This window comes from Glycocaulis alkaliphilus (assembly GCF_004000605.1).
Lineage (GTDB): Bacteria > Pseudomonadota > Alphaproteobacteria > Caulobacterales > Maricaulaceae > Glycocaulis > Glycocaulis alkaliphilus.
This window is the reverse complement of the sequence record NZ_CP018911.1, coordinates 1798703-1818155: the sequence shown is the minus strand read 5'-3', so window position 1 is coordinate 1818155 and position 19453 is coordinate 1798703. Positions and strand designations below refer to the sequence as shown.

20 protein-coding genes are annotated in these 19453 nt (G+C 63.1%); 15 read left to right on the top strand and 5 right to left on the bottom strand.

Annotated features, from left to right (window positions below):
• Positions 1 to 58 precede the first annotated feature (58 nt).
• From trpC to X907_RS08650, 3 genes are read right to left on the bottom strand one after another with little or no spacing between them, the layout of a single operon-like run.
• The gene (trpC, locus tag X907_RS08660; protein ID WP_127567108.1) at positions 59 to 853 is read right to left on the bottom strand and encodes an indole-3-glycerol phosphate synthase TrpC; all 795 of its coding nucleotides are present in this window, start codon (positions 851 to 853) and stop codon (positions 59 to 61) included.
• A 12-nt stretch (positions 854 to 865) separates the two neighbouring features.
• Positions 866 to 1882 (bottom strand): anthranilate phosphoribosyltransferase, encoded by a 1017-nt coding sequence (gene trpD, locus X907_RS08655; RefSeq protein WP_127567106.1) that lies wholly within the window; start codon positions 1880 to 1882, stop codon positions 866 to 868.
• The gene (locus tag X907_RS08650) at positions 1879 to 2469 is read right to left on the bottom strand and encodes an anthranilate synthase component II (RefSeq protein ID WP_127567104.1); all 591 of its coding nucleotides are present in this window, start codon (positions 2467 to 2469) and stop codon (positions 1879 to 1881) included. The genes trpD and X907_RS08650 overlap by 4 nt, the downstream gene beginning before the upstream one ends.
• A gap of 93 nt (positions 2470 to 2562) precedes the next feature.
• Here X907_RS08650 and X907_RS08645 point away from each other — a divergent pair, with 93 nt between their 5' ends.
• Positions 2563 to 3471 (top strand): divergent polysaccharide deacetylase family protein, encoded by a 909-nt coding sequence (locus X907_RS08645; RefSeq protein WP_127567102.1) that lies wholly within the window; start codon positions 2563 to 2565, stop codon positions 3469 to 3471.
• Here X907_RS08645 and trpE read toward each other — a convergent pair.
• Positions 3468 to 4970, bottom strand: a complete 1503-nt coding sequence (gene trpE / locus X907_RS08640) for an anthranilate synthase component I (RefSeq protein WP_127567100.1) — start codon at positions 4968 to 4970, stop codon at positions 3468 to 3470. The two genes, X907_RS08645 and trpE, sit on opposite strands and share 4 nt — an antisense overlap.
• A 9-nt stretch (positions 4971 to 4979) precedes the next feature.
• On the bottom strand, positions 4980 to 6869 hold the full coding sequence (locus tag X907_RS08635; protein WP_127567098.1) for a peptidylprolyl isomerase: 1890 nt from the start codon (positions 6867 to 6869) through the stop codon (positions 4980 to 4982).
• 179 nt (positions 6870 to 7048) lie between these two features.
• Between X907_RS08635 and tpiA the strand changes: the two genes are divergently transcribed.
• From tpiA to X907_RS08565, 14 genes are all read left to right on the top strand, one after another.
• Positions 7049 to 7783: a triose-phosphate isomerase gene (tpiA, locus tag X907_RS08630; protein WP_127567096.1), complete on the top strand. Its 735-nt coding sequence runs from the start codon at positions 7049 to 7051 to the stop codon at positions 7781 to 7783.
• Positions 7784 to 7846: 63 nt separating this feature from the next.
• Positions 7847 to 8851: a response regulator gene (locus X907_RS08625; protein WP_233352267.1), complete on the top strand. Its 1005-nt coding sequence runs from the start codon at positions 7847 to 7849 to the stop codon at positions 8849 to 8851.
• A gap of 49 nt (positions 8852 to 8900) precedes the next feature.
• Positions 8901 to 9332, top strand: a complete 432-nt coding sequence (gene secG, locus X907_RS08620; RefSeq protein WP_127567094.1) for a preprotein translocase subunit SecG — start codon at positions 8901 to 8903, stop codon at positions 9330 to 9332.
• Positions 9333 to 9339: 7 nt separating this feature from the next.
• Positions 9340 to 9774 carry an MAPEG family protein gene (locus X907_RS08615; protein WP_170175509.1) on the top strand — a complete coding sequence of 145 codons (435 nt, stop codon included), beginning with the start codon at positions 9340 to 9342 and terminating at the stop codon, positions 9772 to 9774.
• A gap of 85 nt (positions 9775 to 9859) precedes the next feature.
• Positions 9860 to 11488 carry a CTP synthase gene (locus X907_RS08610; protein WP_127567090.1) on the top strand — a complete coding sequence of 543 codons (1629 nt, stop codon included), beginning with the start codon at positions 9860 to 9862 and terminating at the stop codon, positions 11486 to 11488.
• Positions 11489 to 11920: 432 nt separating this feature from the next.
• Positions 11921 to 12103: a 50S ribosomal protein L32 gene (gene rpmF, locus X907_RS08605; RefSeq protein ID WP_036513502.1), complete on the top strand. Its 183-nt coding sequence runs from the start codon at positions 11921 to 11923 to the stop codon at positions 12101 to 12103.
• Between the two features lie 170 nt (positions 12104 to 12273).
• Entirely contained in the window at positions 12274 to 13551 is a 1278-nt protein-coding gene (gene eno, locus X907_RS08600) for a phosphopyruvate hydratase (RefSeq protein WP_127567088.1), read from the top strand.
• 107 nt (positions 13552 to 13658) lie between these two features.
• Positions 13659 to 13973, top strand: coding sequence for an FtsB family cell division protein (locus X907_RS08595; protein WP_127567086.1), 315 nt, complete (start codon positions 13659 to 13661; stop codon positions 13971 to 13973).
• Between the two features lie 132 nt (positions 13974 to 14105).
• A complete protein-coding gene (gene pdhA, locus X907_RS08590; RefSeq protein WP_127567084.1) occupies positions 14106 to 15134 on the top strand; it encodes a pyruvate dehydrogenase (acetyl-transferring) E1 component subunit alpha in 1029 nt (342 codons plus the stop codon).
• Positions 15131 to 15529: a nuclear transport factor 2 family protein gene (locus X907_RS08585; protein ID WP_127567082.1), complete on the top strand. Its 399-nt coding sequence runs from the start codon at positions 15131 to 15133 to the stop codon at positions 15527 to 15529. The genes pdhA and X907_RS08585 overlap by 4 nt, the downstream gene beginning before the upstream one ends.
• Positions 15529 to 16947, top strand: coding sequence for a pyruvate dehydrogenase complex E1 component subunit beta (locus X907_RS08580; protein ID WP_127567080.1), 1419 nt, complete (start codon positions 15529 to 15531; stop codon positions 16945 to 16947). The genes X907_RS08585 and X907_RS08580 overlap by 1 nt, the downstream gene beginning before the upstream one ends.
• Positions 16948 to 16952: 5 nt before the next feature.
• On the top strand, positions 16953 to 17213 hold the full coding sequence (locus X907_RS08575; protein WP_127567078.1) for a DUF5076 domain-containing protein: 261 nt from the start codon (positions 16953 to 16955) through the stop codon (positions 17211 to 17213).
• A gap of 48 nt (positions 17214 to 17261) precedes the next feature.
• The gene (locus tag X907_RS08570) at positions 17262 to 18626 is read left to right on the top strand and encodes a pyruvate dehydrogenase complex dihydrolipoamide acetyltransferase (protein ID WP_127567076.1); all 1365 of its coding nucleotides are present in this window, start codon (positions 17262 to 17264) and stop codon (positions 18624 to 18626) included.
• The gene (locus tag X907_RS08565) at positions 18627 to 19439 is read left to right on the top strand and encodes an acyl-CoA thioesterase (protein ID WP_127567074.1); all 813 of its coding nucleotides are present in this window, start codon (positions 18627 to 18629) and stop codon (positions 19437 to 19439) included.
• Positions 19440 to 19453: the final 14 nt, after the last annotated feature.

Genomic DNA, 19453 nt, shown 5'->3' with positions numbered 1-19453 from the left:
AAAGGCCATGTTTTGTTCTATGCCTGTTCCGGCGGCTGGTCAAGCGGAATACGGGGTCTCACGCGAACTTCATCAGGTCTTTCACCGCTGACGTTACATCATTCTGGCGCATGAGGCTTTCGCCGACCAGAAGCGCTTTGGCGCCGGACTTACGCACCCGCTCAGCGTCATCGAAGGAGAAAATGCCGCTCTCGGCGACGAGAAAGCGGTCCTCGGGGACATGCGCGCTGAGCGCCTCGAACGTATCGAGCGTCACATCGAAGGTGCGCAGATTGCGGTTATTGATACCAATGAGCGGCGAGGGCAGGGCGAGGGCCCGGTCCAGCTCCGCCCGGTCATGCACCTCGATAAGGGCATCCATGTCCCAGCGTGCAGCCTCGGCCACCAGATCGGCGGCCAGCGTGTCGTCCACGGCTGCCATGATGACCAGAATGCAGTCTGCGCCCAGAGCGCGGGCCTCTACGACCTGCCAGGGGTCATAGAGGAAGTCCTTGCGCAATACGGGCAGGGAGACGGCGGCGCGCGCCTCGACAAGATGGCTGTCGGCTCCTTCAAAGCTTTCCGTGTCAGTGAGGATGGAGAGGCAGGCTGCGCCCCCGTCCTCATAGGCGCGGGCGAGCGCGGGAGGGTCAAAGTCGGCGCGGATCAGGCCTTTGGAGGGGCTTGCCTTCTTGATCTCCGCAATCAGCGCCAGTCCGTCGGCGGCTTGCCGGGTTTGCAGCTGCCTGAAAAAACCGCGCACAGGTGAGGCAGCGCGCGCCTTTGCGCAGATGTCGGCATAGCTGAGAGCTGCCTTGCGGCGCGCGGTCTCCGCGCGCTTGTAGATGCCAATACGCTCCAGCGTGTCGCTCATCGCGGGCGCTCCTCAGGTGTTTGTAATATGTACAAGCTTATTGAGCGTTCCGGCGGCCCGCCCGTCATCAATGGCGGCTGCTGCCAGCGCCACGCCGTCTTTCAGGCCATCAGCCTTGCCCGCAAGCACCAGTGCCGCGCTGGCATTGAACAGGACAATGTCGCGGTATGCGCCACGCTCGCCGTCCAGCAGGCGGTGCAGCGCGGCGGCATTCTCGGCCGGTTCCCCGCCCTTGAGATCATCAAGGCTCGCGCGGGGCAATCCGGCATCTTCAGGCGTGACGGTGAACTCGCGCACGCTGCCATCGGCCTCCAGGCTGGCGATATGGGTGGCGCCGGTTGTGGTGATCTCATCCAGACCGTCTTCGCCGTGGACGATCCACGCACGCTCGGCGCCCAGATCGCGCAAGGCCTCGGCCATGGGCACAAGCCAGCGCTGGTCGAACACACCCAGAAGCTGGCGGCGTGTGCCCGCAGGGTTTGATAGCGGACCCAGCAGGTTGAACACGGTGCGCACCCCCAGCGTCTTGCGGGCAGGGGCCACGTGGCGCACGGCGCCGTGATGGGCCTGGGCGAACAGGAAGGCGACACCGGCCTCGTCCAGCGCCCGTTCGATCTGTTCAGGCGTTGCCATCAGGTTCACACCCGATGAATCGAGCACTTCGGCAGAGCCGGATTTCGACGAGGCAGCCTTGTTGCCGTGCTTGGCAACCACGGCGCCCGCAGCAGCAGCCACCAGCGCGGCGGCGGTGGAGATGTTCCATGTGCCCCGGGCGTCGCCGCCGGTTCCGCATGTATCAATGGCATTGGCGGGAGCTTTCACCGTGTTCATCCGCGCGCGCATGGCGCGCGCTCCGGTGGCCAGCACGCCCGGATCCTCGCCAATCGCGGCCAGTCCAATAAGAAAGCCGCCAATCTCGGCCAGATCCGCTTCGCCATCCATCAGCGCATCAAAAGCCGCCTCCAGCGCCTCTGGCGCAGGCAGTTTCCCGCCTGCAAGGGCGGAGATGGCCGGGCGCATCTGGCTCATGCGGCGGCCTTGCCGGACTGGCGGGGGATTTCAGCCAGAAAATTCTTCAAAAGGGCATGGCCGTGCTCGGAGGCAATCGATTCGGGGTGGAACTGGACGCCATGTACAGGGCGGGAACGGTGCCGGAGGCCCATGATCTCGCCATCGGCGGTGCGGGCGTTGACGACCAGCTCGCTGCCCTCGGGCAGGTCGACGGCGAGCGAGTGGTAGCGCGTCGCCTCAAACGGTGAGGGCAGGCCGGCAAACACGCCCGTAGCGTCATGCGTGATCGGGCTGGTCTTGCCGTGCATGATCTCGCGTGCCTGAACCACCTTGCCGCCATAGACCTGTCCCATCGCCTGATGACCGAGGCAGACGCCGAGGACCGGCAGGCCGGCCGGCGCCTGTCGCAGCACGTCCAGACAGATGCCAGCGCGGTCAGGGTCGCACGGGCCGGGTGACAGGACGATGGCTTCTGCGCCGAGGCCCAGCGCCTCAGCCGCGCTCATGGCATCGTTGCGGATCACGCGGGTCTGCGCGCCGAGCTCCTGGAAATAATGGACCAGGTTGAAGGTGAAGCTGTCGTAATTGTCGATGATGAGCAGCATGCCCGATAGGTCCATATTGCGGCGCGGCAGAGGCAATCTAGTCGGGCATTGAGGAGCCGCCAATGTTTGCGACTCACCTTATGCATCATTTTCATGTCCTCGCCCGCAACCAGCGTCATCCATATGGCCAGCGCAGCCGCCGCGGCGATGCTGCTGCTTGCCGGTCTGGCGTTTCAGCTGGGCAGCCGTGAGGCGGCAGAGGAGGGCGCGCTCCAGGCTGTTTCGCCGGGAGAAGCCGCGCCAGTTCTGGAAAGCCTCCCGGTTGTGGCCGATGCTGCCATGCCTGTTCTGCCTGAAGAAACATTCGTCATGTCCGGCGTGCGGCCCATGCTGGCGGTCATCATTGATGACATAGGGCCGGAGGTGGCGGTGGCCGATGCGCTCGTAGCGTCTGGCCTGCCCCTGACACTCTCCATCCTGCCCTTTGCTGACGCCGCGCCGGACATTGCGCATGCAGCTTCTGCTGCCGGGCTGGAAGTATTCCTGCATCTGCCGATGGAGCCTGTCGGCCTTGCTGATCCCGGACCCAATGCGCTGATCCGCGCGCACGACATTGCAGAGATCGCCCGCCGGACAGGGTGGGCGTTGTCGCGCGTTCCGGGCGCTACCGGCTTCAATAACCATATGGGCAGCGCCATGACAACGGACCGGGCAGCCATGGCACGCGTGTTTGCCGCGCTGGAAGGCTCTGGCCTGATCTTTGTCGATTCCCTCACCCATCAGCGCAGCGTTGCTGCCGCGGTCGCTACAGGGGCCGGACTTACGGCTCTGCGCCGGGATGTCTTTCTGGACCATGTGCGCACGCCTCAGGCGATTGACGCGGCGATTGGCGAGGCGCTTGACCGCGCTGTTGCGACCGGGTCTGCCATTGCCATCGGTCATCCGCATGCCATGACGCTGGCCGCCCTTGAAGGACTGGCAGAGCGCGCCGAGGCGGCAGGGGTGGAGCTCGTCACGGTTTCGCGCCTTGCCGAAGCGCGTGGCAGGCATCAGGCCAGCTAAGCGAAACGCCATGCCTCTTCTGCTGCGCGGAACAGGGCCTTGGCCTTGTTCACGGTTTCCATGCGCTCGGCCTCGGGGTCGGAATCCAGAACGATGCCCGCGCCTGCCTGCACATGCATGACGCCGTCCTTGATGATGGCTGTTCTCAGCGCGATGCAGGTATCCATGCCACCGCCGGCGCCGAAATAGCCGACAGCTCCTGCATAAATGCCCCGCCGGTGCGGCTCCAGCTCGTCAATGATCTCCATGGCGCGCACTTTGGGTGCGCCCGAGACCGTGCCTGCCGGGAAGCCGGCGAACAGGGCCGATATGGCATCCTCGCCATCGTTCAGCTCGCCTTCGACATTGGAGACGATATGCATGACGTGGCTATAGCGCTCGACGATCTCGCGCTCGGTGACGCGCACACTGCCCGGCCTGGCGACCCGGCCGACATCGTTGCGCCCCAGGTCCAGAAGCATGAGGTGCTCGGCGCGCTCCTTGGGATCGGCCAGCAACTCGGCTTCGTTGGCGTTGTCCTCGTCGGGCGTTGCGCCGCGTGTCCGCGTGCCTGCAATCGGGCGGACGGTGACCACGCCGTTGCGCAGGCGGACGAGGATTTCCGGGCTGGAACCTGCAATCGCGAAACCGTCCAGATCGAAGAAGAAGAGGAAGGGCGAGGGGTTGGTCCGGCGAAGCGAGCGGTAAAGCGCAAACGGAGGCGCCGTGAAGGGCGTTGAAAAGCGCTGGCTGGCCACGATCTGGAAGGCATCACCAGCACGGATATAGTTGCGGGCCTTGTCCACATTCGCGTGGAACGCCCCTGACGCCATATTGCTTTGCGGTTCGGGGGCCGGCTCACAAGCGGCTTGACGGCGCTGGACGGGAGAAGCGGTGTCCAGCCGCTCAAAAACCGCGCCTATGCGCCGTGCGGCGGCCTCTACGGCCTCACGGGCGGAAATGCCTGGCGAGAGGCGGGCAGGGGCGGCGGCCAGAATTTCCTGACGTACTGCATCGAAAACCACCACTACCCGTGGCCGGATCAGAAATCCGTCCGGGGTTCCAAGCGGGTCGGACGGCGCATTTGCCGGCAGGTTTTCGATCTCCCGGATCATGTCATAGCCGAGATAACCGAAAAGACCTGCCGCTATCGGTGCCAGCTCACCGGGCACATGCAGGGCAGACTCTGCGATGAGGCGCTTGAGCGATTCCAGCGGCTGGCCGTCTTCAGCAAAATGTTCCGGCACGTCGTCAAAGCCTTCGGCCTTCGCGACATAAGCTTTGCCGTTCCGGCTCTGCCAGATCAGGTCAGGGTCCAGGCCGATAGCCGAATAGCGGCCGCGATAGGTACCGCCTTCGACGCTTTCCAGAAGGCAGGAATGACGCGCCGTCCCTGACAGTTTCAGGTAGGCCGATACCGGATTTTCCAGATCGTCCACGCGCTGCGCGGTCAGCAGGACATGGCCTTCTGTCTCGCAGCGGGCAATGGCTGCGTCGACATCGTGCGAACCGGGTATCATACGGGCTGCCTATTCAGGGTCGGACCGGCCGAGCGCCGCGTCGCGCAGCGGGGCGTTGATCCGCACATCATAATTGTCCAGCAGGGCCCGCTCCAGCGCGATCACGATATCGTTCTCATAGCCTTCGGCGATGGCCCGGCGCGTGGTGCTGTCGAGTTCTGACGAACCCGGCGCAATGCCGGTTACAATGCCCACTGCCCGCGTGCGCTGATCGCCCGCGCGTGCCTCGAACGGGGTGTTTTCGCGGGCCCGGAACGCTGCGCCCACCAGGACTTGCGTGAACGGACCTGCTGTCTGCCCGCGTGAAAGGGTGGTTTCCTCAACGCGGGTACCGGGAATGCTTGCCGCGATGGCGTCAAGGCTTTCACCGGCCTCGGCCCGCGACAGCGCCTGCGTGACGGTTTCCTGCAGCCGGTCGTCGATCTGGCGCAGGCGCCAGAAAGCTTCAGCCTGCTCGCGCACATCGGCCAGCGGTGCCAGCTCGCTGGGACGAACGGCGTCGACGCGCAGGATGAAATAGCCGCCTTCGCCAAATTCGGTCAGGTCGGATTCAAAGCCTTCCTGCGTGGCGGTGGCCGCTTGGAGGATGGCTTCCTCCCGGATGAGGCTCATCAGGGGTGAACCTGAAGAAATCTCAAATGCATCGGGGGTCATGAAGTCGAAGCGTTCCAGCGGCATGCCGGCGGCTTCTGCAGCCTCCTCAAGCGTCGCGCCGCGTCCGCGCTGATCCTCGAATTCCGCAAGCGCATCAAGAACCCGATATTCCGCAGCATCGCCGGCCAGCTCGGTGCGCAGCTCATCCGCCATGGACTCAAAGTCCGGAACTTCAGGGTCGTTGGCCGCCTGCACATAGACAGCCCGCCAGCCAAGACGCCCCTGAACGGCGCGTGCTTCGCCCTGCGCCATTTCAAACGCGGCCTGTCCGATTACCTGGTCGGGGACGGCAAACTGTTCCACGTCCTCCAGCCGAACCGGATCACCCAGACCTGTCGCTGCGGAGATGCCCGACGGATTTTCGCCGGCCTCAAGCCGCTCGACAATGTTCTCGGCAGTCTGCTGGTCGGGCGTGACCCATTGCAGGAAGGTGCGCAGCGGCGCCTCGGACAGCTCTCCTGTTTCCAGGCGCATATCGTAAAGCTCGCGCAGTTCAGCTTCGTCCACAGCGACATCGGCAGACACGAGCTGCGGGTCGAGACGCACCAGCGTGATCCGGCGCTGTTCGGGCAGGGTGAAGAACGCTTCGTTCTCCGCAATGAAGGCCTGCAGGGTTTCATCGTCGGGCGCTTCAACTTCGCCTGCCAGGGCAGGCGGGATCAGCAGGGCCCGGATAGTGCGGGTTTCGCCCTGGTAGCGGGCGCGCAGCTGGCTGAAAAGCGCTGGCGGCGTTGCGCCGGTAAGTGCGGCATCGATAAATTGCTGACGGCGCAGATCGGCGCGCAGCTGTGCCTCGAATGTATTGGCCGTCCAGCCTTCCTGGCGCAGCCATTCATTATAGGCTGCCGGGTCGAAGCGATTGGAAAACACGCTCTGGAAGGCCGGTGCGGACTGGATGATCTCTGCTACCTGCTCGTCGGTTGCCGCGATGCCAAGCTCGCGGGCCTGCGCGCTGATCGCTGCCTGCGCAACCAGCAGGTTGATGACGCTGTCGCCAAGACCCGCTGCGTCCGCTTCCTGCTGTGTCATGCGCGGATTTTCCATCTGCAGACGGCGCACCTCGCGCTGCATGGTCCGGCTGACATCCTGGAGTGTGACCCGTTCGGAGCCGACGGTTGCGACCGCGTTTCCGGTGCCGGTGAAGATGTCGTTGATGCCAAACAGGGCGAAGGCGGCGACCACTGGAACAATGATGACCAGAACGGCAATCGGAGAGCGGGCGAGGTTTCGGATCGATGAGAGCATGGAGCTTCGATAACACCAGTAAGAAGGGCTGCAACGGGCTTGGCTGGCCAAGGCGGCGGACCCTAGCCGTGGCGCGCGCGGCGGGCAAGGCTACTGCCTGCGCGAAACGAACAGGGTTTGCCCCGCGCGGGGCTGGCTGGTATCGCTCGCACGTCATTGACGCAGGGGACTGAGCCATCATGTCAATTCGCCGCCCGCTGATCGCGGGCAACTGGAAAATGAATGGCCGGGTGGCCGACGGGGCCTGGGCGCAGCGTTTCCGGGATTCGCTAACGGCGAACGGGACGGATATTCTGGTGTGTCCGCCTGCGACCTTGCTGCACCTGTTTCAAGGCCTGTTCGCGGGCTCGCCAGTCGCACTGGGCGCACAGGATTGTTCGCCGGAGCCGGACGGGGCCTATACCGGCGATGTTTCTGCCGGAATGCTCAAGGATCTGGGGTGCAGCCACGTGATTGTGGGCCACTCCGAACGCCGCGACGGACATGGCGAGGGCGATGATCTGGTCCGCCGCAAGGCCGGGGCGGCGCTGCGCGAGGGGCTGACGCCCATCATCTGTATCGGCGAACAACTCAAAGACCGTGAGGCGGGCATCGCCATTGAAACGGTTCTGGCGCAGCTGGCCGGCAGTTTGCCTGAAGCCAGCGCGGACGATGTGGTTATTGCTTATGAACCCGTCTGGGCGATCGGAACGGGGCGCAGTGCCGGTCCGGACGAGGCCCAGGAGATGCACGCAGCCATCCGCGCCGCCTGGCCCGGTGACGGCGCGGGCAGGCTGCGCATCCTTTACGGCGGCTCGGTGAAGCCGGAGAATGTTGCGGCACTGATGGCCTGCCCGGATATTGATGGCGCGCTGGTGGGCGGCGCCAGCCTTGACCCGCATGTCTTTGCACGCCTCGTTAACCTATCTTCGTAAGGCGATTTTCAGACTTCGCTGGCAAGGTTCACCCAAGCAGGGGAGGCAGCAAGACCTCCTGCCATGGGTGGTGCGATGAGGAATATCGATTATCGGCGCGCTTCGGTGCTGCTGTTCGATCCGGTTGGGATCAATCTGCGCAACACGCGCTATGCGTTGCACGAGATCGGATTCCGGGAGATCAGCTGCCTGGGCTCGATCAACGAATTCAAGCGGCGTCTGGAAGACACCTCGCCTGACCTCATCATCGCCGAGCTGGTCAATAACGAGAACGAGCTTCTGCGCGCCGTGCGTGCGGTGCGCGCAGGCGAGCTGGGCCGCAACCCGTTTGTGGTGTTCGCTTTCACAAGCTGGGTGCGTGACAGCCATGTGATGAAGCAGGCCATCGATTCCGGTGTTGATGACGTGATTATCCGCCCGTTTTCGACCGCCTTTGTCGAAGAACGCATTCGCACGCTTGTAAAAGCCCGCAAACCCTTCGTCGTCACCAGCGATTATATCGGACCGGACCGCCGCAAGGATATTGACCGGGGGATCGGGGCAGGAAACCGCGTTGACGCGCCCAATACGCTGCAGGTCGTCACCGAAGGTGATGAAAGCGCTATCGACGAGGCCAATCGCTGGATCGCGGAGGCGCGGCGCACCGTCGAGACCGAGCGCATCCGTCGCCTGTGCATGCGCCTGACAGTTGGCGTAGAGGTGGGCTTGCGCGAGCTGAGCTCAGGCAATGTGGCGGTACTCGATCTGGAGGATCTGGCGCGCACGGCCAAGGAGCTTCGGCTGCGTCTGGCCCGGCAGAGCGCAGGCGAGGCCTCGCGTATTGCATTCGCGCTTTATCAGGTCTGTGAGGAGCTTCTGGGTGAGGGCGGGTTTACCATGGCCAATCTGAACCTGATCAAGGAGTTGGCCATGGGCGTGCTGACGGCCTTTGCAGGTGGCGATTCAGTCGCTACCTCGGTCAAGGAAATCGAGGCCACAGTGGAAGCCCTCCGCCGCAGGCTTGCGCCCGCGCGGCAGTTGGAGAGTGGCAAATCGAAAGAGGCTGAGCTACAACGCGCGGCAAGTTGATCCGCCGCCGGGTTCGCGCCTTGCGGCAAACAAGGCGTTTCAAGGCTCCATGACCACTATTCTGCTTATAATCCAGATTCTTGTGGCGATTGCACTGGTGGCGGTCGTTCTGATGCAGCGTTCCGAGGGCGGTGCCCTTGGTATTGGCGGCGGTGGCCCTGGCGGCATGATGTCAGGCCGGAGCGCAGCCAATCTTCTGACGCGCACCACAATGATTCTCGGCGCCGTGTTCATGGCAAACTCCATCGCGCTGGCGGCCTTGTCGACCATTGATCGTTCCGGGCAATCGGTCATCGACCGTATCGGCACCCAGGAAGAGCGCGGACCGTTGCCCTTCGACTTCGACGATGAGGGCGAGCCTGTGCCGGCGGACGAGACGCCTGCCGCCGAAACGCCTGAAGAGCCCGCTGAGGTGCCTGCACCGTTCGAGGGTGAGGCCGAGGACGCACCTGCTGCCTCTGACGACGAGCCGGGCCGGTAGGGAGCAGATGGACGGGCTTCTCGCAGACACAGAGGCCCGTCTCATTTTACTGCCTGCTGCCGCGCACCTGGCCTTGGTCGCGTTTCTCTATGCATGGCTGACCATCGAGCGCCTGCGGGCTGTCAGGGCACGCGCGCGCACCTATGCCGATCTGCAGTTTGCTGGCGGCGATGTGGATCGCGGCGCCCGCGTCGCGGCCAATCTGCGCAACCAGTTCGAAGCGCCCATGCTGTTCCATCCGCTGGTGCTGGCGCTCTGGGCGACACAGTCGGCCACAATCGCAATGGTATGGCTCGCCTGGCTCTTCGTGGCCGGGCGGGTAATGCACACCGCCGTTCAGACGCTCACCGGCAATGTGCCCCTGCGCGGAGCGGTATTCACCCTTAATTTTCTCGCGCTGGCAGGGCTGTGGGTGCTGTTCCTGTCGCAGCAACTGGGCTGAAGCGCTGCGTTTTCCCGGCTTTTCTCACATGCGGTGACAGGGCGCGGCTTTCCCGCCGGGTGATTCTGCGCTAACCCGTCCTTCCATGCCGCGATACATTTTCATAACCGGCGGCGTGGTCTCCTCTCTTGGAAAAGGCCTCGCTTCAGCCGCTCTTGGTGCGCTCCTGCAGGCACGCGGATACCGCGTCCGGCTGCGCAAGCTCGATCCCTATCTCAATGTCGATCCGGGCACGATGTCGCCCTATCAGCACGGCGAGGTCTATGTCACCGAAGACGGGGCCGAGACCGATCTCGACCTTGGCCATTACGAGCGCTTTACCGGCGTGTCGGCCACGCGTGGCGATAACATCACGACGGGGCGGATCTATTCGACCATTATCGAGCGCGAACGCCGCGGCGATTATCTCGGCGCGACCGTGCAGGTGATCCCGCACGTTACCGACACGATCAAGCAATTCGTCCTGTCTGACGCGGGCGATGTCGATTTCGTGCTATGCGAGATCGGCGGCACGGTCGGCGATATTGAAGGCCTGCCCTTCTTTGAAGCCATCCGCCAGCTCGGTCAGGAGCTCGGCCGCGACCGCGCCATCTTCATCCACGTCACCTTGCTGCCCTTCATCAAGGCGGCCGGCGAGATGAAGACCAAGCCGACCCAGCACTCGGTCAAGGAGCTGCGCTCCATCGGCATCCAGCCCGACATTCTGCTGTGCCGGTGCGAGATACCGATCGAGCCGTCCGACAAGCGCAAGATCGCCCTGTTCTGTAATGTGCCGGAGAACGCCGTCATCGAAGGACGCGACGCGTCCTCGCTCTATGACGTGCCGCTGGAATACCACGCCCAGGGCTTTGACAATGTCGTACTGGAGCGGTTTGGCCTGTCCGATGCGCCAGAACCCGACCTGACGCGCTGGCAGGCAATCTCCAAAGCCGTGAACGAGCCCGACGGGCAGGTGACGATTGCCATTGTCGGCAAATACACCGTGCTGATCGATGCCTATAAATCGCTTATGGAAGCGCTCAATCATGGCGGCATCGCCAATGCGGTGAAGGTCAAGCTGCGCTGGCTGGATTCTGAACAGTTCGAGCAGCCTGATGCCTTCAGCGCTCTGGAAGACGTGCATGGCATTCTGGTGCCGGGCGGTTTTGGCGAGCGGGGCGCGGAAGGCAAGATCGCAGCAGCGCGGTTCGCGCGTGAGCGCAAGATTCCCTATTTCGGTATCTGCTTTGGCATGCAGATGGCTGTCATCGAGGCCGCACGCCATCTGGCGGGCATTGAGGGCGCGGGCAGCAGCGAATTTGGTGAGCCGAAAGTGCCGCTGGTCGGCCTGATGACCGAATGGGCCAAGGGCAATGAGCTGGAACGCCGCTCGAAAGCAGGTGATCTGGGCGGCACGATGCGCCTTGGTGCGTATCCAGCCCAGCTGGCACCAGGCACGAAGGTGCATGAGATTTACGGCGCGGAGATGATCTCAGAGCGCCACCGGCACCGCTATGAGGTGAATATCGGCTACCGGGAGCAGCTGGAGGCCCATGGCCTCGTCTTCTCCGGCCTGTCACCCGACGGGCTGTTGCCCGAGATTGTCGAGCACAAGGACCATCCCTGGTTTGTCGGGGTGCAGTTCCACCCGGAATACAAATCGCGCCCCTTCGATCCGCATCCGCTGTTTGCCAGCTTCATCGCGGCAGCCATGGAGCATTCAAGGCTGGTGTGAGGGGGATGCGTCTCTCCTTGTCGTCGTTCCCGCGCAGGCGGGAACCCAGAGCGGCATGCACCGCCTTTGCCCTACGATCTCTGGACCTCCACCTGCGTGGGGGTGACGAGGGGGGGTAAGGACGAAACGCGGGAAGGTGCGAGCGTGACCGCAAACACAAGAACCGCAGTCCGCGCCAGAGGTCCTACCGACTCATCTCTACAAAATGTTCCGAGCCTTGATGTCGTCTGGCCTGCGGGCGGGACTGCGCAACAGGGATCATAGCGCAAAGCGAGCGGCGAATCACGGGAATCCCGATCACATCTGCCTTGTCTGGCGCACCACGCCTGTTGCCTTGATGTTTGCAAACAGGTATAGCCCGCCGCTCACTGCTTCGCGTGTCCCGCGCGGAGCCAGACCGATTTTTGAAAACGACCAGTTCAGGAGAGACCCATGGCGGTCCCTAAGCGCAAAACCTCCCCGTCCAAGCGTGGCATGCGCCGCGGCCACGACGCGATCGGCACCACGGCCTATGTCGAGGACAAGGACACCGGCGAGCTGCGCCGTCCGCACCATGTCGATCTGAAGACCGGCATGTATCGCGGCAAGCAGATCCTGACGCCGAAAGAAGACTAGGCCCTCTCTCGCGCTGCGGCGCGGGCCCGTCTGACAGCTTATCAAAAGCCCTGCGCGATAACCCCGCGCGGGGCTTTTGTCTTGACCGGCCCTCGGCTATCAAGCGCGCCAGAAACCCTTACTCGTGCGGGCATGCCCTCCCGCGCGCCCCAAGCCAAGGACATAGACCCATGACCGCCATTACCGACATCATCGCGCGCGAGATTCTCGATAGCCGGGGCAACCCCACGATTGAGGTGGATGTCGAACTGGAAGATGGCTCCATCGGCCGCGCAGCGGTGCCCAGCGGCGCCTCCACGGGCGCACACGAGGCGGTAGAGCTGCGTGATGGCGGGGACCGCTATCGCGGCAAGGGCGTGCGCAAGGCGATCGAGGCGGTCGAGGGCGAGATTTTTGATGCGCTGGCCGGTTTTGATGCCGAGGAGCAGCGCCGCATCGACCAGACCCTGATTGCGCTGGATGGCACACCCAACAAGGCGCGCCTTGGCGCGAACGCAATGCTGGGCGTTTCGCTGGCAGCTGCCAAGGCTTCGGCCCTGTCGGCCAATATGCCGCTTTACCGCTATCTGGGCGGGGTGAATGCGCGCGTCCTGCCGACCCCGATGATGAACATCATCAATGGCGGCGCACACGCGGACAATCCCATCGATTTTCAGGAATTCATGATCATGCCGACTGGCTTTGATCGTTTTTCCGACGCGCTGCAGTGCGGGGCCGAGATTTTCCACGCCCTGCGCGCGCGTCTCAAAGCCGATGGCCACAATACCAATGTCGGCGATGAGGGTGGCTTTGCCCCTGATCTGCGCAGCCCCGAAGAGGCGCTTGATGCCATCATGGCCGCTGTAGAGAACGCAGGGTACAAGCCGGGCGAGAATGTAGTGCTGGCGCTGGATATTGCCTCCACCGAGTTTTTCCGTGATGGCAAATATGTGCTCGAAGGCGCTGGCAAGACCTATGACGGCGTCGGCTTCACGGCCTATCTGCAGGGTCTGGTCGCCTCCTATCCCATCATCTCCATCGAGGACGGCATGGCCGAGGATGACTGGGAGGGCTGGAACCTGCTCACCGCCGCGCTGGAAGGCGATTGCCAGCTTGTTGGCGATGATCTGTTCGTCACCAACCCGCAGCGTCTCCACCGCGGTATCCAGGAGGGCGCAGCCAACGCCATTCTGGTGAAGGTCAACCAGATCGGCACGCTCTCTGAAACGCTGGATGCTGTGGAGATGGCCCTGCGTGCCGGCTATGGCGCGGTGATGAGCCATCGTTCGGGTGAAACCGAAGACAACACGATTGCTGATCTCGCCGTGGCCACTAATTGCGGGCAGATCAAAACCGGCTCGCTGGCGCGCGCAGACCGTACGGCAAAGTACAATCAGCTGCTGCGTATTGAAGCAGAGCTGGGCGATATGGCGGTCTATGCGGGGCGCAGCGCCATTGCTGCGGAATAGCAGCCCGAATCGCCTCGGGTAACGATTCGCCTAACGTTTCCTTTACACTGTCGCGATAGCTTCCATTTGTCAGATCCGCAAAAGGCGGACGGTGGATGGAGGCGGGAATGAACGCGCTGAAGCGCTTCATTCTGATAGGCTTGATGGTCGGAGTGCTGGGCTATGTGGCCCATCACGCCTTCTTCTCCGAGCGCGGCTTTGTGCAACAGGCAACAGTGGCTGCACGCATCGCCCAGGCTGAGGCGGAGCTGGCAGAGGTGCGCGCCGAGCGCATCCGGCTCGAAGACCGCGCCGCCCGGCTCTCGCCGAACTCTGGCGAGCTTGATCTTGATTATGTGGAAGAGCGTGCGCGGGTGGTGCTGAACTTCGCTCATCCCCACGAGATCATTGTGCGCCTCGAGCCGCAACCCATCGCATACTGAGCATTGCTGCGCTGCAGCGCGCTTCTTCGCATGCGCAAAACTTCCGTTTCAGGCTTTACCCGGCAGGCGTCCGTCTGATACTCCCGCATGAGTTCTTGACAAGGGAGCGCGATATTATTTCGCGTGTGAAGTATGGCCGCTCGGCAATCTGCCTCCTCCAAATCGACCGCCCGCGCCAAGAAGCCCGCAGGGCCCGGCGCAGACGAGTATATCGCGTGGTATCGCGACATGCTGCTGATCCGCCGCTTCGAGGAGAAGGCGGGCCAGCTTTACGGCATGGGTCTGATTGCCGGCTTCTGCCATCTCTATATCGGTCAGGAAGCGGTTGTGGTTGGCGTGCAGAGCGCGCTGCGCGAAGGCGATCAGGTGATCACCGGCTATCGCGATCACGGGCATATGCTGGCCGCTGGCATGACCGCCAATGGCGTGATGGCCGAGCTGACGGGCAGGGAAGGGGGCTATTCGCGCGGCAAGGGCGGCTCCATGCACATGTTCAGCCGCGAGAAGCAGTTCTTCGGCGGGCACGGCATTGTCGGCGCGCAAGTCTCGCTCGGCACCGGTCTGGCCTTCGCCAATGCCTATCGCGGCGACGGCAAGGTGTGCGCCACCTATTTCGGGGACGGCGCCGCCAATCAGGGCCAGGTCTATGAGAGCTTCAACATGGCCAAGATCTGGAACCTTCCGGTGATCTACATCATCGAGAACAACCAGTACGCCATGGGCACGAGCGTGAAGCGCTCCTCATCCGAAACCCATCTCTACAAGCGCGGCGTGTCGTTCAACATTCCCGGCGAGGAAGTCGACGGGATGGATGTGAATGCCGTCTATGAAGCCGCAAAAAAGGCCGTGGAGCACGCCCGCTCCGGCAAGGGGCCGTACATTCTGGAGATGAAGACCTACCGCTATCGCGGCCACTCCATGTCCGACCCGGCCAAGTACCGCACCCGCGACGAGGTGAACGAGTATCGCGAGCACAAGGATCCGATCGATCTCGCCCGCAAGCGCATTCTCGAAGGCAAGTTCGCCACCGAGGACCAGCTCAAAGAGATGGAAAAAGAGATCAAGAAGATCGTCCAGGAATCGGCGGATTTCTCCCAGTCGAGCCCTGAGCCGGATCCTTCCGAGCTCTACACCGACGTGCTGATCGAGGCTGACGCATGACGGCCCGCGCCTTCCTCAAGGCCTGGCACGAGGCCGTGGCCGCCAAGGATGCCAGCGCTATGTCCGCGATCATCGCGGACGGGTGCGAACTGCATTCCCCGGTGGTGTGGAAGCCGAGCGCAGACAAGGCCTATGTCGTCCACATCCTTGCCGGCGTGATCGCCGCTATCGATGACTTCGCCTATCGCCGCGAATGGATCGATGGCGATGAGATATTGCTGGAATTCACCGGGACGGTTGGCGGCAAGGGCCTTGTCGGTTTTGACAAGATCACGCTGGACAGCGAAGGCCGCATGACGCGGCTGGAGGTCCTGATCCGCCCGCTCAACACCCTGACCGAGTTTGCCATGCGTATGCGCGAGCACGCGCTCACTTTCAAACCTGAGGCCGCCTGATGCCTATCGAAGTTCTCATGCCCGCTCTCTCTCCCACGATGGAGGAAGGCACGCTCGCCCGCTGGCTCGTCAAGGAAGGCGATGAGGTCAAATCCGGCGATGTGATCGCCGAGATCGAGACCGACAAGGCCACCATGGAGGTGGAAGCCGTCGAGGAAGGCATTGTTGCCAAGCTGCTGGTCGAAGAAGGCAGTGAAGGCGTGAAGGTCAATGCGCCCATCGCGATCCTGAAAGAGGAAGGCGAGAGCGATGAGGCTATAGAATCCCCCCCTCCGTCCGCCAAGGCGGACACCTCCCCCGTGAACGGGGGAGGAAAGAAGGACGACGATGAGGTTTCCTCCCCCGTTCACGGGGGAGGTGCTGAGCGTAAGCGAAGCGGAGGGGGGAAATCCTCCTCCCCCCTGAAAGACCCGGAAATCCCTGAAGGCACCAAGATGGTCTCCACCACGGTACGCGACGCGCTGCGTGATGCGATGGCCGAGGAAATGCGCCGCGACGAGAGCGTCTTCGTCATGGGCGAGGAGGTCGCCGAATATCAGGGCGCCTACAAGGTCACGCGCGGCCTGCTGGAAGAGTTCGGAGCCAAGCGTGTCGTTGACACCCCGATCACCGAGCACGGCTTTGCGGGCGTTGGTGTGGGCGCGGCGTTTGCGGGGCTGAAACCGGTCGTCGAATTCATGACCTTCAACTTCGCCATGCAGGCGATTGACCACATCATCAACTCGGCAGCCAAAACGCTCTACATGTCCGGCGGGCAGATGGGCTGTCCCATCGTGTTCCGCGGGCCGAACAGTGCGGCCAGCCGCGTCGGCGCGCAGCACAGCCAGGACTATTCGGCCTGGTATGCCAATGTGCCCGGTCTGAAAGTCGTCGCGCCCTATGATGCGGCGGACGCCAAGGGCCTCCTGAAAGCCGCGATCCGCGATCCGAATCCGGTCGTGTTCCTCGAACACGAGCTCATCTATGGCGAGAGCTTTGATGTGCCGGATGTGGACGACTGGGTGCTGCCCATCGGCAAGGCGAAAATCCGCCGCGAGGGCACGGACTGCACCATTACGGCGCATTCGCGCATGGTCGGCTTTGCCCTGCAGGCGGCTGAGAAGCTGGCTGAAGAAGGCATTGAGTGCGAGGTCATCGATCTGCGCACCCTGCGCCCGCTGGACACCGACACGGTGGTTGAAAGCGTGAAGAAGACCAACCGCATCGTCTGCGCCGAAGAGGGCTGGGGCCGGATGGGCGTGGGCGCGGAAATCGCCGCCGTCGTGACCGCAGAGGCGTTCGATTATCTCGATGCACCGCCCGCGCGTGTGCATCAGGAAGATGTACCGCTGCCCTACGCCGCGAACCTTGAAAAGCTCGCACTGCCGGGTGTCGATGACATCATCAAGGCGGTCAAAGCCGTCACTTACGCGGAGTAGGTGCTATGAGGCAGGATGCTTCCCCCTTCTTCGTCGCTTTTCTTGCCGATGACGGCGACGTCACCGTGCATATCGATACCGGGGTGATAGAGAGCGGCAGCCATGCGGGCATTCTGCTGGCCGACTTTTCCCGGCATATGGCGATAGCACTGGCTCAGACGGGAAAGGCTACGAGTCCTGATGCTGCGTTAAACGAGATGCTGGGCCTGTTTCAGGCCGAGATAAACAATCCCACTGATACCCCGCGTGGCGGGATAGCGAACTGATGATCGATACCCTCGTTTCCCACGCCGTACGATCCAGCGGAGCTGATAATGCCCATTGAAGTCCTGATGCCCGCACTCTCGCCGACCATGGAGGAAGGCACGCTCTCGCGCTGGCTCGTCAAAGAAGGCGATGAGGTGAAATCCGGCGATGTGATCGCCGAGATCGAGACCGACAAGGCCACCATGGAGGTCGAAGCCGTCGACGAGGGCCGGGTCGGCAAGATCCTCGTCGAGGAAGGCAGTGAAGGCGTGAAGGTCAATGCCGTTATCGCCGTGCTGCTGGAAGAGGGCGAGGATGAGAGCGCGCTTAAAAGTGCGCAGTCTGCCGGTTCGCAAAAGCCTGCTCCCAAGGATGAGGGCAAGGGTAAGGAGCCGAAATCGTCTGAACCCCCGGCCGAGCGCAGCGAGAGCCGGGGCCGGCAGCAGGACAAGAACGAGGTCCCGGATCGCGCCAAAAGCGCGTCCGGGAGTTCAGCCAAAGGGGGTAAAGACTCCCGCCTCAAGGCCTCGCCGCTGGCAAAGCGCATGGCCGAGCAGGAAGGGCTGGACTTGAGCGATCTGGAGGGCTCTGGCCCCAATGGCCGCATCGTGAAGCGCGATGTGGAAGCCGCGCTGTCGCAAGGCGTTTCCAAGGCAGCGAAGAAAGACGCGGCGCAGGACAAGAAAGACGCGCCCGCCAAGACCGAGCCCGGCAAGATCAGCGTGGCGAGCCTCAATCTGGAAGAGGGCAGTTACGAAGTCGTGCCGCTCGACGGCATGCGCAAGACCATCGCGCGCCGCATGACGGCAAGCTTCCGCGATGTGCCGCACTTCCCGCTGAGCATTGATCTGGAGCTGGATGCGCTGCTGAAACTGCGCTCCGAGCTCAACGCCAAAGCACCGGAAGGCGTGAAGGTGTCGGTCAATGACATGCTGATCCGCGCCTGTGCGCTGGCGCTCATCCGCGTTCCTGAAAGCAATGCCAGCTATACCGATGAGGGGCTGGTCATGCACAAACACGCCGATGTGGCCGTCGCCGTCGCCATTGAGGGCGGGCTGATCACGCCGGTGATCAAAAAGGCGGAGACCAAGGGGCTCGCGAAAATCTCCGAAGAGATGAAAGACCTCGCCGCCCGTGCGCGCGAGCGCAAGCTGAAGCCGGAAGAGTTCCAGGGCGGCACCTTCTCCATCTCCAATCTCGGTATGATGGGCATCAAGTCATTCGCTTCCATCATCAACGAGCCGCAAGGCATGATCCTGTCCGTCGGGGCAGGGGAGAAGCGCCCTGTGGTCAAGAATGATGCGCTGGCTATCGCGACGGTTATGACGGTCACGCTGACCTGCGATCACCGCGTGGTCGATGGCGCGGCGGGCGCGAAATTCCTCGCCGCGCTAAAGCCGCTCGTCGAAGATCCGGTGACGATGTTGCTCTAGATGGCCATCCAACCCAGCCCTGACAGCGCCATCCGCCTGTGCGATCTGGTCTTCCCGCAGCAGACCAACCACCAGGGCAGCCTGTTTGGCGGCACGGCGATGGCGCATATGGACAAGGTGGCCTTTCTGGTTGCCGCGCGTCATGCCCGCCGGCCCTTCGTGACGGCCTCCTCAGACAAGATCGAGTTTCGCGCGCCCGCGCGCCTCGGCCATCTTCTGGAGCTGACCGGCCAGGTGCGCATGGTGGGCCATCATTCGCTGAGCGTGCGCGTGCAGCTGGACGCCGAAGACATGCTCACCGGCGAACGCCATCGTTGTACCGAAGGTGAGTTCGTCATGGTCGCGGCGGACCGCAGGGAGAACCCGGAGGCTCTGCCGCCCGTGCCGCGCACGCGCCTGCCGGAGCTGGACCCCTCCAACGGCGCCAGCCGCATGGTGGAGATCATCTTCCCCGGCGACACCGATCATCTGGGGCGTCTTTATGGCGGCGGCGCGATGGAGCGCATGGGCAAGGCGGCGGTGATCGCCGCCTACCGGCACGCCCGGATGAATGTCACCATGGCAGCCTCCGACAAGATCAGCTTTGAAAAGCCCGCCCATGAAGGCGAGATGATCGACCTGCATTCCGAAGTCATTGATGTGGGGCGTACCTCGATGCGGGTCGGCGTGCAGATGGACGCCGAAAACCTGATGAGCGGCGATAGGCGCACGGTGGCGCGGGCCGAGTTTGTCATCGTGGCTGTTGATGAGTACGGCAAGCCGTCACCCGCTCCCGCGCTGGTGGCAAGACAGAAGAACGTTGCGGCCAGTTGAGCCGCATAGAGGTG

Coding starts and splice junctions, on each gene's coding strand:
- trpC (WP_127567108.1), bottom strand. CDS start 853: ATGAGCGACACGCTGGAGCGTATTGGCATCTACAAGCGCGCGGAGACC.
- trpD (WP_127567106.1), bottom strand. CDS start 1,882: ATGAGCCAGATGCGCCCGGCCATCTCCGCCCTTGCAGGCGGGAAACTG.
- X907_RS08650 (WP_127567104.1), bottom strand. CDS start 2,469: ATGCTGCTCATCATCGACAATTACGACAGCTTCACCTTCAACCTGGTC.
- X907_RS08645 (WP_127567102.1), top strand. CDS start 2,563: ATGTCCTCGCCCGCAACCAGCGTCATCCATATGGCCAGCGCAGCCGCC.
- trpE (WP_127567100.1), bottom strand. CDS start 4,970: ATGATACCCGGTTCGCACGATGTCGACGCAGCCATTGCCCGCTGCGAG.
- X907_RS08635 (WP_127567098.1), bottom strand. CDS start 6,869: ATGCTCTCATCGATCCGAAACCTCGCCCGCTCTCCGATTGCCGTTCTG.
- tpiA (WP_127567096.1), top strand. CDS start 7,049: ATGTCAATTCGCCGCCCGCTGATCGCGGGCAACTGGAAAATGAATGGC.
- X907_RS08625 (WP_233352267.1), top strand. CDS start 7,847: ATGGGTGGTGCGATGAGGAATATCGATTATCGGCGCGCTTCGGTGCTG.
- secG (WP_127567094.1), top strand. CDS start 8,901: ATGACCACTATTCTGCTTATAATCCAGATTCTTGTGGCGATTGCACTG.
- X907_RS08615 (WP_170175509.1), top strand. CDS start 9,340: ATGGACGGGCTTCTCGCAGACACAGAGGCCCGTCTCATTTTACTGCCT.
- X907_RS08610 (WP_127567090.1), top strand. CDS start 9,860: ATGCCGCGATACATTTTCATAACCGGCGGCGTGGTCTCCTCTCTTGGA.
- rpmF (WP_036513502.1), top strand. CDS start 11,921: ATGGCGGTCCCTAAGCGCAAAACCTCCCCGTCCAAGCGTGGCATGCGC.
- eno (WP_127567088.1), top strand. CDS start 12,274: ATGACCGCCATTACCGACATCATCGCGCGCGAGATTCTCGATAGCCGG.
- X907_RS08595 (WP_127567086.1), top strand. CDS start 13,659: ATGAACGCGCTGAAGCGCTTCATTCTGATAGGCTTGATGGTCGGAGTG.
- pdhA (WP_127567084.1), top strand. CDS start 14,106: ATGGCCGCTCGGCAATCTGCCTCCTCCAAATCGACCGCCCGCGCCAAG.
- X907_RS08585 (WP_127567082.1), top strand. CDS start 15,131: ATGACGGCCCGCGCCTTCCTCAAGGCCTGGCACGAGGCCGTGGCCGCC.
- X907_RS08580 (WP_127567080.1), top strand. CDS start 15,529: ATGCCTATCGAAGTTCTCATGCCCGCTCTCTCTCCCACGATGGAGGAA.
- X907_RS08575 (WP_127567078.1), top strand. CDS start 16,953: ATGAGGCAGGATGCTTCCCCCTTCTTCGTCGCTTTTCTTGCCGATGAC.
- X907_RS08570 (WP_127567076.1), top strand. CDS start 17,262: ATGCCCATTGAAGTCCTGATGCCCGCACTCTCGCCGACCATGGAGGAA.
- X907_RS08565 (WP_127567074.1), top strand. CDS start 18,627: ATGGCCATCCAACCCAGCCCTGACAGCGCCATCCGCCTGTGCGATCTG.